We start from the raw sequence: 14,419 nt of genomic DNA on the forward strand, positions 1-14,419 counted from the left end.
GATCATGCCAGCGGCCTGGCGCCGCTCCACTTGATCTGCGCGAACCCGGGCTTGATCACCCCGTTGATCAGTTCGAGCCGCTCGTTGAACGGCACGAACGCCGACTTCATCGCGTTCACCGTGAACCACTGCAGGTCGTCCCACCCGTAGCCGAACGCCTCGACCAGCTTCGCGAACTCCTGCGACACCGACGTCCCGCTCATCAGCCGGTTGTCGGTGTTGACGGTGACGCGGAAGCTGAGCCGGCGCAGCAGCCCGATGGGGTGCTCGGCGATCGACTTCGCCGCGCCCGTCTGGATGTTGGACGTCGGGCACATCTCCAGCGGGATCCGCTTGTCCCGCACGTAGTTGGCGAGCCGGCCGAGCCGCGGCTCGTCGCCGTCCAGCTGGATGTCGTCGATGATCCGGACGCCGTGCCCGAGCCGGTCCGCGCCGCACCACTGGATCGCCTGCCAGATCGACGGCAGCCCGAACCCCTCGCCGGCGTGGATGGTGAAGTGCGCGTTCTCCCGCTGCAGGTACTCGAACGCGTCCAGGTGCCGGGTCGGCGGGTACCCGGCCTCGGCGCCCGCGATGTCGAACCCGACGACGCCGAGGTCCCGGTACCGGACGGCCAGTTCCGCGATCTCCATGCTGCGCGCCTGGTGCCGCATCGCCGTGACGAGCGTCCCGACCCGGATGCCGAAGTCCTTGCGGGCGCGCGCGAACCCGTCCAGGACGGCCTCGACGACCTGCTCCAGCGTGAGCCCCATGCCGAGGTGCTGCTCGGGCGCGTACCGGACCTCCGCGTAGACGACCCCGTCGTTCGCGAGGTCCTCCGCGCACTCGTAGGCGACCCGGGTGAGCGCCTCGACGGTCTGCATGACGCCGACGGTGTGCGAGAACGTCTCCAGGTACCGCTCCAGCGACCCTGAGTTCGCCGCCTCCTCGAACCACGCGCCCAGGCTCTCCGCGTCGGTGGCGGGCAGATCCGTGTACCCGGTCTCCCGCGCCAGCTCGATGATGGTCGCGGGGCGCAGTCCGCCGTCCAGGTGGTCGTGCAGCAGCACCTTCGGCGCCCGGCGGATGTCCTCAAGAGTCGGCCGCTCGTTCATCCCTCGAACCTACCCGGACCCACCCGCCCCCACGTCGTCAACTTCCGCCAACCGGCGCCGTCCGGCTCGGGCGAGCGCAAGAACACCCGCGTCGTCGCGACATAGGCGATGAGAACGCCGCCCGGCCCCTTCCATCGCCCCCACTACATGACCGACGGGCGCGGCAGACGCGGGTTCACAGCAGAACCGCTCAGACTGCGGCCGGGGGGCGCTTCTCCGCATCCCCCGGCCGCAATCGGTCGCTGAACGTACCGGGTCAGCCGGCCTTGGCGTAGTCGCCGATGCCGCCCGCGAAGTCGAGCGCGACGCACGGTTCGTCACCGACGACCCATGCGTCATGGCCCGGCTCGACGACGAAGACGTCCCCGGGGCCGACCTCGCCCTCGGAGCCGTCCTTCATCCGGATCCGCAGGCGTCCCTGGAGGATGTAGCCGTTGTGGTGGACTTCGCACAGCTCGGTGCCCGCGATGTCCTTGAGGCTCTCCGTCCAGCGCCAGCCGGGCTCGAACGTCGCCTTCCCGAAGATGAGGCCGGTGAGGTTGACCACCTCCAGGTGCCCCCTGGGGAAGTCGCGCCGGTCGTCCGGCTTCTCGATGCTCTTGATCTCGGTCATGATGGTTCCCCCCTTAACACCATCACCTTTCACGCTCGCACCGCCTCTGAACTGCGTCAAGACTGTTGCGCCTCAGCCCTTGCGGCCACGCCGGCGCAGTAGCGCGCCTCATGCGGATCGGCGGGGCGCCGACGCGTTCCGGGTCACCGGACGGACGTGAGGGCCGCGTAGACGATGACGTTGTCGCGGTAGCTGCGCGCCGCGCGGTCGAACGCGCCGCCGCAGGTGACGAGCCGCAGGCCGGCGTGGTCGAGCGGGCCGTAGACGCGGCGTGTCGGGAACCGGTCCTTGGCGACCCGTTCCACGGACTCGACGGTGAACACGGCCACGCGGCCGTCCGCGCGGGACACCTCGACGCGGTTCCCCGGCCGCAGGCGGCCGAGGTCGTAGAAGACCGCCGCTCCCCTCGCCGAATCGACGTGCCCCAGGAGCACGGCCGCGCCGCGCTCCCCGGGCGTCGGCCCCCGGTCGTACCAGCCGGCCTCGCTCGGACGGGACGGGACCTCCACCGAGCCGCCGGCGTCGAGGCCCAGCCCGATCAGAGGCGCGCGGACCCCGATCGACGGGACGTCGACGCGGACGGGCACCGAGCGGGGCAGCGCCGCATGGTGAGCGACAGGCCGGGTGGCCGCCGCCCACGCGGGCGGCTGCGGCGGCCCGCCGGAACCGCTCAGCCCGAAAACCACAAAGGTCAGGCCGGCCGCCAGCAGAACGACCGCGAGCACCCACAGGCCGGCCTTTCGCACCATTGCCGTTCATCCATTTCGTGAAAAGGGATCGGCGGCCGCTTCGGCGGCCGCCGATTCCCGCGATCAGGCGTCGCCGTCGCTCTGCCGGCGGGCGGCCATGGCGCCGGCGCCGACCGCGCCCAGCATCAGGACCCCGCCGCCGGCCAGCAGCACGAGGTTCGCGCCGTCGGAGCCCCCGCCGAAACCGGTCTTGGCGCCGCCGCTCGGCGTGGGGTGCGCGCTGCCCAGCGGCGTCGGGTGCGACGTGCCGGTCGGCGTGGGCTGGTGCGTCGTGCCCCCGAGCACCTTGAGGTACCCGACCGACCGGTGGGTCCCGCACCGCACCTGGACCGTGTAGTCGCCGGGGGACGCGTCCGGCTTGACCGTCGCCAGCCCGGCCCGCCCGTCGACCTCTTCGGCGCCGTTCAGCGGGACGGCCCCGCCCACGAAGGCCAGCGAGCCGGCCTCGCCGTCCACCTGGCACTTCTTGCCGACGACGGTGACCTTGTCGCCGGGCCGCGCCTGGCTCGGCTGCACGACCACGTCGCCGCCCTCGGCCATCGCGGGCGCGGCCAGGCCGAGCGTCATCCCGCCGAAGACGAGGCCGAGCACGGCCGCCTTTCCAAGTCGCATCTCTCCCCCATGACGACACGGCGGCTTACTTCCTTCTTCGGCCTGTCACCGTGCCTCTTATGTCCTCATTCGATGCCCCGCCCCCGCCATTGGTTCGCGCGTTTTCTCGGGACCTCAAGATCAGAATTACTCGTCCGGAAGTTCATGTGATAGCCGTCACATCAGCCCTCGGCAGCCCCCCGGAGCACCGCGGCGACGATCGCCACCGGCGGCCCGCGCCGCCTGGTCCGCGCGCGGTCGGCCGCGCGGCATCACCCCGGCCCGGGCCAGCCCAGAGTGTCCTATCGGCAGGCCGGCAGCCGATCGCCGCACCGCCGACGCCGCACAGGAAGATCGCGCATCGATCACGCCGTCGGCGTTCGGGTCGAGTGGGCCCGGCGGAAGTGCGCACTTGAGGCCGTCGAGCGGCCGGTTCGTCCTCTTGGTCTTGCCGAGGGCGTGCGGCGGGTGAGTGGCCGGGAGGCGGCGGGGGTCTTAATGATCTTTTATGCGGTTGAATGCAAGGGGCGTTCTGCTGACTGAGGGTGACGTGCGGCCGGGCGGCGGGGGCAGTCGGCGGAGGTGGCCACTAAAGGTCGTGCAATGGCGTGTTTCGGCGTTGGCTGGTAAGGCGGGCGAGGGGACGAACTCGTTCAATCGTAATATCCGCGTACATTTGCCCGAATTCGGGCGAAATGGGCATAGGGGATGGGGATACTGAAAGTGGGCTGATATCTCTGGAATCTCGGCGATCCGCGCTTGCCCGAACGAGTGCTGTGTCAGCCTAGATACGGACTGTACCCGTAACAGTATGCCTTGCTCAGTAATGTGACCCTGCCGTGCCGTCGACCGTGCTGAGGACGCCGATGTCTGTTTTCTCCGAACCCGACGCCGAACGCCAGGATTACGGGCGGCATGGCAGGCCGCCCGGCCGGGGTGCGCGCCGGCAGAGCCCCATACGGTCCTTTCACCTGTGCATTTCCGTCCTTCCCGCGGTCGTCGCGATAGTCCTCTGCGGCGTCGCCCTGGCGGTGCTGTACAACCGCGACACCGCCACGCGCGGGACGCATCTGATGCTGGCCCTGCTCGCCGTGGGGCTCGTGGTCACCCTGGGCGCGGCCGTGTTCGCGGCGGACGCGGCGACCCGGCGGGTGGACCGGCAGCAGGCCGGCCTCCTCCGCGGGCAGGAGGACGTCCAGCGGCGGCTCGGCGAGCTGTGGTTCTCCATCGCGCGCGGCCGGCAGGGGCTGCGGGAGCTGGTGGAACGCGTCAGCGCCGGGGAGACCGCGCCGCGCAGCGAGGACGTCCCCGTCACCGACTCCAGCGACCCGTTCGTCCGGCTCGCGTACGAGCTGCGGCAGGCGCAGGGCGAGGCGTGGAACGCCGTGCTGGACGCCATGAGCCGGCAGCCCGCGAAGAGCGCCGACCAGCGGGTCGACGTCTTCGTGAACCTCGCGCGGCGCATGCAGTCGCTGGCCCACCGGGCGATCCAGGGGCTCGACGAGCTGGAGAACCAGGTCGAGGACCCCGACCTGCTGAAGGGGCTGTTCCGGGTCGACCACCTCAGCACCCGCATGCGCCGCCAGGCCGAGAGCCTCGCGGTGATCGGCGGCGCCGCGTCGCGGCGGCAGTGGAGCCGGCCGGTGACCGTGTACGAGGTGCTGCGCTCGGCCATCGCCGAGGTGGAGCACTACAACCGGGTCAAGGTGGTGCCGCCCGTCGAGGGGACGCTGGACGGCCGCGCGGTCGCCGACGTCATCCACCTGCTCGCCGAGCTCATCGAGAACGCCACCAGGTTCGCGCCGCCGCACACGCAGGTGCTGATCCGCGTGGACGCCGTCAGCGCGGGCCTGGCGATCGAGGTCGAGGACCGCGGTCTCGGCATCCCGCGCGAGAACCAGCGGCGGCTGAACGAGGTGCTCGCCGACGCCGACCCGGCGGCCACCGGCGAGCTCCTGCAGGAGGGGCGCATCGGGCTGCTCGTCGTCTCGGCGCTCGCGCGCCGGCACGGCGTCCGCGTCCAGCTCCAGGACAACCTCTTCGGCGGCACGCAGGCCGTCGTCATCGTGCCGAAGGACATGATGGGCGCCGAGGAGGACGAGCAGGAGCAGGCGCAGGAGCAGGCACAGGCCGAAAGGGTTCCGGTGGCGGCCGCCGCGACCGTCGGCGCGGCGGCCGCGGCGCCCCAGCCCTCGGCGGCGCGCTCCGAGCGCGAGCCCGTCCCCGCTCATGCGGCGCACCGGCAGCCCGCCGCGGGCGCCGAGCGGCCGGTGCTGCCCGTGCGGTCCGGGGAGCGGGAGCCCGCGGCCGGCCCGCCCGGACCGGCGGAGGGCGGGGAGCGGCCGTCGCTGCCGCGCCGGCGCGTCCAGGCGAACCTGGCGCCCGAACTGGTCGATCCGCCCGCGCCGCAGCAGCAGGACGAGGACGAAATCGAACACAATCCCGGGCTCATGGCGGCATTCCAGCGGGGTGTCCGCGGCGCCGAGGAGGATGACGACATTGCGGATGGCGCCGATAGCGCGGGCTGACGAAATTTCACGAGCGATAAGGAGCGTCCATTGAGTGCTGTCTCCCCGAACCAGGCTCAGGATCTTGCATGGTTGCTGCGGGGGCTGGGCGAGGAGGTTCCGGTCATTCGCGGCAGCGTTCTGCTGTCCTCCGACGGCATGCTGAAAGCGGCGCACGGTTTCGACCGCGCCACCGCGGAGCAGTTCGCCGCGCTCGCCTCCGGCCTTTTCTCCATCGCCCGCAGCGCCGGAACGAAGTTCGACGGCAGCAACGAGGTCCGCCAGGTGGTGACGGAGCTGAAGTCCAGCCAGCTGTTCATTTCGTGGGCCGGCTACAACTCCGTCCTGGCGGTTCTGGCGAAGGGGGAGGCGGACCCGGCCGTCGTCGGGTTCGAGATGGCCCGGCTCATCAAGTCCGTCCGGCCGTTCCTCGGCACCGCGGCGCGGACGGCGCCCACCGCGAGCAACCCGAACCCGTCGCCATGACCGTCGGCGACGACGAACTGTGGCTCGACGACGACGCGGGGCCGCTGGTACGCCCGTACACGGTGACGTCCGGCCGCACCCGCCCCGCCGTCGACCTCGACCTGCTGTCCCTGGTGGTGGCGACCGGCCCGCCCCCCGCGTCGCTGGACCCGGAGCACGCCGCGGCGCTCGACCTGTGCCGCACCCCGACGTCGGTCGCCGAGGTCGCGGCGCACCTGCGGCTGCCCGTGGCGGTCGCCAAGGTCCTGCTCGCCGACCTCGTGCACTGGCGGGCACTGACCACGCGGGCGCCGCGCCCCACCGCCGACCTCACCGACCGAGACCTATTGGAGAAGCTGCTCGATGGTCTACAACGAGCCTGATGAGGTGTTCCCCACCCAGGTCAAGATCCTGATCGCGGGCGGCTTCGGCGTGGGCAAGACGACGTTCGTGGGCGCGGCGAGCGAGATCGAGCCGCTCAACACCGAGGAGCTCATCACCGCGGCCAGCGTCGGCATCGACAACCTGGGCGGGGTGGAGCAGAAGACCACGACGACCGTGGCGCTCGACTTCGGCCGCATCACGATCGAGCAGCACGGCATCGTCCTGTACCTGTTCGGCACGCCCGGGCAGCAGCGCTTCTGGTTCATGTGGGACGAGCTGTGCGCGGGGGCGCTCGGCGCCGTCGTGCTCGCCGACACCCGCCGCCTGGAGGCGTGCTTCGAGGCCGTCGACTTCTTCGAGAACCGGGGGACGCCGTTCATCGTCGCGGTGAACGAGTTCGACGGCGCGTTCCGCTACACGGCCGAGGAGGTGCGGGCCGCCCTGGAACTCGACCCGCGCGTGCCGATCGTGCTGTGCGACGCGCGGGACCGCGGCTCCGCCACCTCGGTGCTGCGGGCCCTGATCCGCCATCTCCTCGCCGCAGTGCCCGCCCCATCCGCCTGACCAGCCCGACCGCCCCGCCGCAGAGGGAGATCCCGTGACCCACGAACCGCTGTACGAGCCCGCCGGCCACCTCCTCACCCCCATCGACCACGAAGTCCCGCAGCGCGTCGCGCGCCTCCGCGAACTCGGCCTCGGGCAGGCGCCCGACCCCGAGTTCGACGCGTTCGCCCGGGACCTCGCCGAGGCCGCGCGGCGCCTCGTCGGCACCGGCGTCCCGCCGTTCGCGATGGTCAACTTCGTCACCGACCAGCAGTTCCTCGCCGGCCTGTACGCCCCGGAGGCCCCGGGCGCCGGTCCGGGCGGCGCCGTGCAGCTGGGCCGGGAGGTGCCGCTCGACCACGGGTACTGCCCGCACGTCGTCGTCCGGCGCAAGGCGCTCGTCCTGGACGACGTGTGCGACTACCCGCGCTTCGCCGGCAACCCGGTCGTCGACAAGCTCGGCATCCGGACGTACGTCGGCGCACCGCTCATCGACCGCACCGGCACGGCCCTCGGCACGATCTGCATCATCGACCAGGAGCCGCGCCCGTGGGGCCACCCGGGGCTGAACCTCATCAAGGAGCGGGCCGCGGAACTCGTGCAGCTGATCCGGCGGCGCGAGGAGGTGCTGGGCTGACCGCCCCGGTCACGCCTCGGCGGGGACGGGCACGGACCGCGAGAACCGCACCCCGGCCGGGGCCGGGACGGCGCCGTCCTCGATGCCGAGCACACCGGACGACAGCAGCCCGAACTCCGTGGCGACACCGGCGATGTCGGCCTTGAGGAACTCGATCGCCGCCCGCGCCTGCGCCGGGTCGGCGCCGGGCCTGCCGGCCCACCGCATGACCTGGCCGATGGCGAACGCGTAGGCGATGGCGCGGCCCGCGAGGACGAGGTGCTCCTGCCGGAGGTCCCGGTCGAGGAAGCCGAGGTCGAGCCCCTGCGAGGTGATAGCGGACGCGGTGAGCGGCCACTCCGCCAGGAACTTGCTGAGCGGCAGGCCGTCCGTCCTGGCGAGGCAGTACTCGGTGAGCTGCTGGCTGAGCAGGTCGTTGGTGCCGTCGAAGATGGTGTAGACGCGGGCGTCCAGGAACGCCTGCGCGGAGATGTTGGTGGGCGACCCGCACCGGTACCCCTCGCCGCCGGCGAGCTGCTGGTAGTGGTGCGCGGCGCTGAGCATCCGCTCGGTGGCGACCGTCTTGATCGCCTGGACGGCGGGGAACGCGCCGATCATCTCGGACTTCATGTCCAGCTCGGTCTGCAGGTAGTCGTTGAGCGCCGCGCAGATCGTGGCCGAGGTGTCGATCGCCGCGAGCCGGTAGCGGACGAACCGGATCGCCGACTGCGGGCCGGGACCGATCCGGCGCCGCTCGGCGTAGGCGTGCGCCTCGCGGCTGAGCCGGCGCAGGAACCCGGCGCCCATCGCCGCCATCATCGCGCGCGACGCCATGAGCATCTCGACCATGGGGCGCAGGTTCCGCCCGTCCGCCTGGATCCGGCGGTGCCGGGGGACGACCGCGTCGATCTCGTTCAGCCCGTAGTCGATCACCTTGAGGCCCAGCGGCTCGTACGGCTGCAGCGTGCGGAACCCCTCGCTGCGCTTGACGATGAAGTAGCCGTACTCGCGGCCGCGGTCGTCGTTCTTCGCGCTGACCAGCCACCAGTGCGCGCTGGAGCTGAACGCCTGCCAGTGCTTGCGGCCGCGGATGCGGTAGCCGTCCCCGGCCTCCTCGAACGTGGTGGTCATGCCGGACATCGCCGAGCCGCAGCCGGGCTCGGTCGAGGCGAACCCGGCGACCATGGGGTCGCCGCTCGCGTACTGCGGCAGGACCTCCCGCTTCGCCTCCTCGCTCGCCCACAGCGCGATGGGCCGCAGCGCCACCCCCGTGACGACGGTCACGTACATGCCGAGCGGAAGGTTCCACTCCGAGATCGCCTCCACGACCCGGCACATCTCGACGTGGCTGTCGCGGCCCCCGTACGCCCTCGGCAGCGTCGGAAGCAGCACGCCGGCCCTGGTGAGCAGGGTCCAGTCGTCCGCCGGGAGGTTCTGCTGCGGGTAGCTCGCGGTGTCGAATCGGGGGGCGACGGCCTGGATGCCGGCGATGAAATCGTTCGTGGACAGGGCCTGAAGGGCGTTCGTCATGGTTTCCGCTCTCACGGGTGGGCATTTCGTGCAGGGGAAGTCGTGAGATCTCGCTGATCAGAAAGACACACTGCTGCCCGATCGGCCTCCGGGCCGACCGCGCGAACCTCCTCGCCGAATCGGTTGCGTGAAACTCTCACGCCATACTGAAACGAACGATCACCAGACGCAAGGCGCTCCCACCTGACCGTAATCAGCCACAGGCGAGTGGGGGCTGCAAACCGTGTTCCGTCCGCGCCCGCGAGTGCCGACGTGATCGACTTGGGATTGCTGAGTTTAATGTGCAACTAGCCGCCGGTGTGACGCGAGCGGCTCGTTTCCAGCGCCCATCCGGGCGGCCTCCCCGGTTGCGCCGGACGTCCCCGCGCCACCCGTCCCAGCGGCCCCAGGCGCGCCGCGAACACGAAGTCGGCGCAGCTCAGGGCCGATTTCGTCGCGGGAAGCGCACTGCGGCCGAGGATCCGGCGGAACCGGTTGACAGTCTCCTCACCGGGTGCGAAAAATTCGTGTCCGACGTTCTGCGATCACGAATGATTCGATCTAGAAGAGGCTCTGCCGCCGAGCCGGATACGAGGCTCCCCCATCCGATACAAATCCCTAGCGGATCAGTTATTGCGGACATCTTCCCGAGATTGATGCATGCCCAGTAACGGTTTTCGGCGGCCCGGTAATGGTATCGGTCAGCACGCGTGACGGCCGGCGACGACCGCGCTCTCCCCCGGACGATCACGACGAAAAACCGTCCGCCACCAATGGAATCGTCCATTTTTCGGCATTCCAGCACCGTTTCTGCCGCCTGCACCTGCTCAGCGTCGTCGATGCCCTCAAGGCCGTCTGACGCTCGCACGTCGCCGCCGGGGCCGTCAGCGCCGTCCGGGCCTACGAGGTCTGCGGATTGGTGTAGACGCGGCGGGGCGCGATGAGCACGGCGGCCCGCCGTTCCTGCGCCATGACCCGGTCGTAGGTGTCCCAGTCGTCGTGCGTGCCGCCCGCGGCCCGGAAGACGTCCTGGAGCAGCAGCCGCAGCGCTTCGCCGTCGACGTCGGGGTGCAGGTCGTCCGGGCCGATGATCTGCGCGTCGCCCTCGACCGCCGCCCACTGCCAGCCCGCCCGGACGACGATCGTCGCCCGGGGGTCGGCGCGCAGGTTGTCCAGCTTGCGCGACCCGCCCCTGGCGACGAGCCCGACGACCCGCCCGCCCCCCAGCGGATGCTCCAGTACACCGGCGTTGACCACGGACGACTGGATGCTCCCATCGCTCCGCAGCGTGCTGACGACGCACAGGCCATGGTCGCGCGGTATCAACTCGGCGAACGCCGAAAGATCGGTCCCCATGCCCCCACTATCTCACGCGGCCTTGACGATAGGCAGGTAAATACCTGCATAATGGCCGGGTGAGCCACGGAGCGAACACGATGGACGCCGTCTTCAAGGCGCTGGCCGATCCTACCCGGCGCCTGCTGCTCGACCGCCTGCGCGAGCAGAACGGGCAGACGCTGCGCGAACTGTGCGAGCGGCTGGACATGGCGCGCCAGTCGGCGACGCAGCACCTCGACGTCCTGGTGCGGGCCGGCCTGGTCACCGTCGTCCGGCGTGGGCGGGAGCGGCTCCACTACCTGAATCCGGCGCCGATCCACGAGATCGAGGAGCGCTGGATCTCCGTGTTCGACAAGCCGCGCCTGCAGGCGCTCAGTGCCATCAAGAATCGCGCAGAGGAGTACGCCATGACCGATACGTCCGTACCGAACTACGTCTATGTCACCTACATCCGCGCCGGCGCCGAGCAGGTGTGGCAGGCCCTGACGGACGCCGACCTCACCGCGCGCTACTGGGGGCACGCCAACGTCTCGGACTGGCGGCCGGGCTCGTCCTGGGAGCACCGCCGCACCGACGGGTCGGGCGCCGTCGACGTCGTCGGACGGGTGCTCGAAGCCGAGCCCCCGGTGCGGCTGGTCATCACCTTCGAGGACAGCCCCGACGCCCAGCGGGAACCGTCGGTCGTCACGTTCCTCGTCGAGCCGCACCAGGACATCGTGCGTCTCACCGTGACCCACGAGAACCTGCCCAACCGGGAGATGCTCGACGGGATTTCGAGCGGGTGGCCGGCCGTCATGGCGAACCTCAAGTCGCTGCTGGAGACCGGGGACGTCCTGCCGCAGGCGCCCTGGGAGATGTCCAGCGCGCACGCCTGACGCGCCGGCAGGAGGAAGCAGACATGATGGACACCGCACCGCTGCGGGCCGCGTACGGCGCGCTGCTGGACGCCGCCGCCACCGCGGCCGAGCCCGGAGCCGCGCCGCCGCCCGGCGAGTGGAGCGCCGACCAGATCCCGGCGCACGTCGTCCTGATCAACACCGCCACGATCGCGGCCGTCTCGTCCGCCGCCACCGGAGCGGTCACGACCTACGACAACCGCCTGGCGCAGGACGCATGGACCATCGACCGCGTCGTCACGCTCACCGGCGGCGGCGCGGGACTCCGGAACCGCATCGGCCACCAGGCGGACGCCTTGTGCGCGCTCGCCATGTCATGCGGCGAGGCCGAACTCGACACGCCCGTGCCCGCCCTGCTGCTGTCCAAGGGCGAGGTCCTCGTCGACCAGCCGATGCGGGTGCGAGACCTCGTCACCGGCCTCGCGGAGTCTGAGATCCCCGGCCACACCCGGCAACTTCGTGCCCTGCACGACTAGGCGGGCGCTTCAACGGCGAAAGGCGCGGACGGCGCGGATCGCGGACGGGCTGAGCAGCGGCCGCCAGGCCGTGAACAGCTCGGCCAGCGAATCACCGTGCGCGGCGCGCAGTTCGGGGGACGCGGCCATCACGTCGAGTTCGTTGGCGACGGTGAGTTCGGCGAAGTCGCGGCGGTCCGCCGCCGGAGGACGAAGAGCGGTCCCGGTGAAGCGGTCGGTGAAAGGGCCGTCAGGCGAAGCCAGATGCGGATAGGACCGGGAGCGGTCGCAGCTCGCATACAGGTAGACCAGGCGTTCGGCCTCCGCCCCGATGACCCGGCTCAACTCCTCCCGCCGCGTGCGGGCGCCGAGTGCCGTAGCGAAGCCGTCGGTTCCATAGAAGGCATGGCACAGGCCGGCGAGACGGAGTTCTGGGCGCGCTCCCCAATCGCCGAGCACCGCGTGGACGCGCCGTAGATGAGCCAGCAACGTGCCACCCGGATGCTCCACACGATCCGCCCCTTTGGCGAGCAGCAGTCTCTCCGCCTCGGCATCGGCGCGCATCGCCTGTCCCCCTACTCGAAGGTCGGCACCCGCCCGCTCGCCCATCCGCCGTCCGACCGTATGTCCCGGGGCACCAGCGCACGGCGCAGGCTTCGCGGGCGGGTTGCCGCCGCTAGCGGAAACCGTCCGGTTCCGTAGGAGGTAGCTTGGATCGGCAGCAGACTCCAGTCAATTCTTGGATTTCCTTATGGATCTCTAAGCGATACCTTTGGTGAGTGACGCTCGACGATCTGCGGGTCTTCCTGGCCGTGTGCGAGAGCCGCAACCTGAGCGCCGTGGCGCGCGACCTTTCCTGCAGCCAGCCCGCGGTCAGCCAGCACGTCAGGCGGCTCGAACGGGAGATCGGCCTCACGCTGATCGAACGCCGGCCCCGCGGAGTCTCCCCGACGGACGCGGGCCAGGTCCTGTACCAGGCGGCGCTGACCGGCATCGCCTCGCTCGACGCCGCGCTGCGCCACCTCCGGGAGCTCCGCGACGGCAACGGCGGCACCTTGAAGATCACCACCGGGGGCGTGACCGTGCGGCACTTCATGCCGGACGCCATCACCGCCTTCCGCGACCGGCACCCGGAAGCGACCCTGCACTTCCAGTCCGCCCAATCCACCCGCCGCTGCCTGGAGCTGCTGCGCGGCGGCCAGGTGGACCTGGCATGGATCACCCTCGACGGGCCGGTGGCCGACATCCAGCAGCGCCCGGTCACCGACCTGCCATGGGTGCTCGTGGTCAACGCCGCCGACCCGCTCGCCGACAGGAGCACCATCGAGCCGTCGGACCTGCGCGGTATCCGCTACATCGCGCATCCGGCCAATTCGGCTTCGCACCGGCGCCTTGAGGAGAACTTCGTCCGCCTCGGATGCACGCCCTCGGAGACCGCCGGGGTCGCCGACTGGGACACGGCCGTCCTCCTCGCCGAACTCGGCGTCGGCCACGCCGTCCTGCCGTCCCTGCCCAGGCTGGCGCTCGCGCCGTCCAGTACGGTGCGGACCGTCCCGATCCCGGCGCTCTCCCCCATCACGGTGGGCTGGGCCGCCCGCCAGTGGGACGCGCTGAGCCCCCTGGCCACCGAATTCGCCGACCTGGTCGCCGCCGACCAGACCCGTCCGCACAGCGGCTCAGCCGTCTCGTCCGGGTGACGGAATCGCGGGTCAGCCGAGGACGAAGGGGAGTTCCGCCGACAGCTCTCCCAGCGCGGCCCTCTCGGCCTCTGTCGGGGAGCGGCGCCCGGTGCCGATGAGCAGCGCGTCCTTGTCGGAGAGCGACGCCGGGAACGGCGCACCGGCGATCTTCTCCAGTCCCTCCCGCGCGGCGGCGAGGGTCTCGGGCGGCGGATCGGCGGCCGAGGGCAGGTGCGCGATCAGGTCGAGGTGGTGCAGCGTCCATTCCATGACGTACGCGGACAGGTAGTCGCCGGCGGTCAGGACCATGTCCTGGGTGCTGACCCGGAGGTCGCGGTCGGCGAGTTCCGCGGCGCGGCCGGCGGCGGAGCCGACGTCGTCGAAGTGGAACCTCAGCAGGCTCGGGTCGCCGTAGGCGGCGGCCAGCCGCGGGATCAGCGCGTCGAGCGGGTCGTCGCCGGTCGGTGGGTCGACGAGCTTCCAGTAGGTGACCGCATCCGCGGTCGGCTCGGCGTCGGCCGGCGTGACCAGGGTGATCAGGACGTCCTGGGCGTCGATGACCAGGTGGCACACCAGGTCGCGGACGAGCCAGCCGGCGCAGCCGGACGGGCGCTCCCAGTCGTCGCCCGAGAGTCCGCCGACCGCCGCGCGCAACGCCGTCCAAGAGCGAGAGAACAGATCCACTTCGGCAAAGTTAGTGCCGCTCCGAACCCACGGCCAACCCTGCCCGGCGCCACCGGAAAAGGAGTTGGCCGGACGGCGAGCGGCTGTTACCGTGCCGGAGGCCGTGGCATCGCGCGAGGAGGTGAGACCCATGAACGCTGTATCGATGTGGGTGCTCCCCTCGTCGTCACGGTAGGCGGTTCGACGTAGGGGTCGCCGGGAGCGCCGCAGCAGGCAAGGCACTCCCGAAAGGCGAAACCCATGTAACTATTCAGGTCGTGGTGTAACCGGTCGGCATCCAGGGGTTGCCGAGCAGG

The 14,419-nt window shown here is 71.0% G+C and carries 16 protein-coding genes; 8 read left to right on the forward strand and 8 right to left on the reverse strand.

What is annotated here, in order from left to right:
• Positions 1-2: 2 nt before the first annotated feature.
• From ACIWVC_RS21975 to ACIWVC_RS21990, 4 genes are all read right to left on the reverse strand, one after another.
• Positions 3-1,094 carry an adenosine deaminase gene (locus tag ACIWVC_RS21975; RefSeq protein WP_396449838.1) on the reverse strand — a complete coding sequence of 364 codons (1,092 nt, stop codon included), beginning with the start codon at positions 1,092-1,094 and terminating at the stop codon, positions 3-5.
• Positions 1,095-1,350: 256 nt separating this feature from the next.
• Entirely contained in the window at positions 1,351-1,707 is a 357-nt protein-coding gene (locus tag ACIWVC_RS21980; protein WP_396449839.1) for a cupin domain-containing protein, read from the reverse strand.
• Between the two features lie 143 nt (positions 1,708-1,850).
• Positions 1,851-2,456, reverse strand: coding sequence for a class F sortase (locus tag ACIWVC_RS21985; RefSeq protein ID WP_396449840.1), 606 nt, complete (start codon positions 2,454-2,456; stop codon positions 1,851-1,853).
• A 63-nt stretch (positions 2,457-2,519) separates the two neighbouring features.
• Positions 2,520-3,068, reverse strand: a complete 549-nt coding sequence (locus tag ACIWVC_RS21990; protein WP_396449841.1) for a hypothetical protein — start codon at positions 3,066-3,068, stop codon at positions 2,520-2,522.
• Positions 3,069-3,913: 845 nt separating this feature from the next.
• Between ACIWVC_RS21990 and ACIWVC_RS21995 the strand changes: the two genes are divergently transcribed.
• The 5 genes from ACIWVC_RS21995 (at position 3,914) to ACIWVC_RS22015 (ending at position 7,583) form a co-directional block, all read left to right on the forward strand.
• Positions 3,914-5,575, forward strand: coding sequence for a sensor histidine kinase (locus ACIWVC_RS21995; protein WP_396449842.1), 1,662 nt, complete (start codon positions 3,914-3,916; stop codon positions 5,573-5,575).
• A gap of 72 nt (positions 5,576-5,647) precedes the next feature.
• On the forward strand, positions 5,648-6,040 hold the full coding sequence (locus tag ACIWVC_RS22000; RefSeq protein WP_396449853.1) for a roadblock/LC7 domain-containing protein: 393 nt from the start codon (positions 5,648-5,650) through the stop codon (positions 6,038-6,040).
• A complete protein-coding gene (locus ACIWVC_RS22005; protein ID WP_396449843.1) occupies positions 6,037-6,402 on the forward strand; it encodes a DUF742 domain-containing protein in 366 nt (121 codons plus the stop codon). Before ACIWVC_RS22000 ends, ACIWVC_RS22005 begins: the two co-directional genes overlap by 4 nt.
• Complete coding sequence (locus tag ACIWVC_RS22010; RefSeq protein ID WP_396449844.1) at positions 6,383-6,967, forward strand: GTP-binding protein; 585 nt, start codon at positions 6,383-6,385, stop codon at positions 6,965-6,967. The genes ACIWVC_RS22005 and ACIWVC_RS22010 overlap by 20 nt, the downstream gene beginning before the upstream one ends.
• Positions 6,968-7,001: 34 nt before the next feature.
• Positions 7,002-7,583 carry a GAF domain-containing protein gene (locus ACIWVC_RS22015; RefSeq protein WP_396449845.1) on the forward strand — a complete coding sequence of 194 codons (582 nt, stop codon included), beginning with the start codon at positions 7,002-7,004 and terminating at the stop codon, positions 7,581-7,583.
• A 9-nt stretch (positions 7,584-7,592) separates the two neighbouring features.
• Here ACIWVC_RS22015 and ACIWVC_RS22020 read toward each other — a convergent pair whose 3' ends face one another.
• Positions 7,593-9,092 carry an acyl-CoA dehydrogenase family protein gene (locus ACIWVC_RS22020; RefSeq protein ID WP_396449846.1) on the reverse strand — a complete coding sequence of 500 codons (1,500 nt, stop codon included), beginning with the start codon at positions 9,090-9,092 and terminating at the stop codon, positions 7,593-7,595.
• 879 nt (positions 9,093-9,971) lie between these two features.
• Positions 9,972-10,427, reverse strand: a complete 456-nt coding sequence (locus ACIWVC_RS22025) for a TIGR03618 family F420-dependent PPOX class oxidoreductase (RefSeq protein WP_396454499.1) — start codon at positions 10,425-10,427, stop codon at positions 9,972-9,974.
• Positions 10,428-10,486: 59 nt separating this feature from the next.
• Between ACIWVC_RS22025 and ACIWVC_RS22030 the strand changes: the two genes are divergently transcribed.
• Together ACIWVC_RS22030 and ACIWVC_RS22035 are read left to right on the forward strand one after the other, a co-directional pair.
• Positions 10,487-11,284 (forward strand): ArsR/SmtB family transcription factor, encoded by a 798-nt coding sequence (locus ACIWVC_RS22030; RefSeq protein WP_396449848.1) that lies wholly within the window; start codon positions 10,487-10,489, stop codon positions 11,282-11,284.
• A gap of 23 nt (positions 11,285-11,307) precedes the next feature.
• On the forward strand, positions 11,308-11,781 hold the full coding sequence (locus tag ACIWVC_RS22035) for a hypothetical protein (protein WP_396454500.1): 474 nt from the start codon (positions 11,308-11,310) through the stop codon (positions 11,779-11,781).
• Between the two features lie 9 nt (positions 11,782-11,790).
• On the opposite strand, the gene ACIWVC_RS22040 is transcribed toward ACIWVC_RS22035, so the two are convergent.
• Entirely contained in the window at positions 11,791-12,324 is a 534-nt protein-coding gene (locus ACIWVC_RS22040; protein WP_396449850.1) for a DUF6817 domain-containing protein, read from the reverse strand.
• Between the two features lie 215 nt (positions 12,325-12,539).
• On the opposite strand from ACIWVC_RS22040, the gene ACIWVC_RS22045 reads away from it, so the two are divergent.
• Positions 12,540-13,457 (forward strand): LysR family transcriptional regulator, encoded by a 918-nt coding sequence (locus tag ACIWVC_RS22045; protein WP_396449851.1) that lies wholly within the window; start codon positions 12,540-12,542, stop codon positions 13,455-13,457.
• Positions 13,458-13,469: 12 nt separating this feature from the next.
• On the opposite strand, the gene ACIWVC_RS22050 is transcribed toward ACIWVC_RS22045, so the two are convergent.
• Complete coding sequence (locus ACIWVC_RS22050) at positions 13,470-14,123, reverse strand: maleylpyruvate isomerase N-terminal domain-containing protein (protein WP_396449852.1); 654 nt, start codon at positions 14,121-14,123, stop codon at positions 13,470-13,472.
• Positions 14,124-14,419: the final 296 nt, after the last annotated feature.

This window comes from Actinomadura sp., from assembly GCF_044508335.1.
In the GTDB taxonomy this organism is placed as follows: Bacteria; Actinomycetota; Actinomycetes; order Streptosporangiales; family Streptosporangiaceae; genus Spirillospora.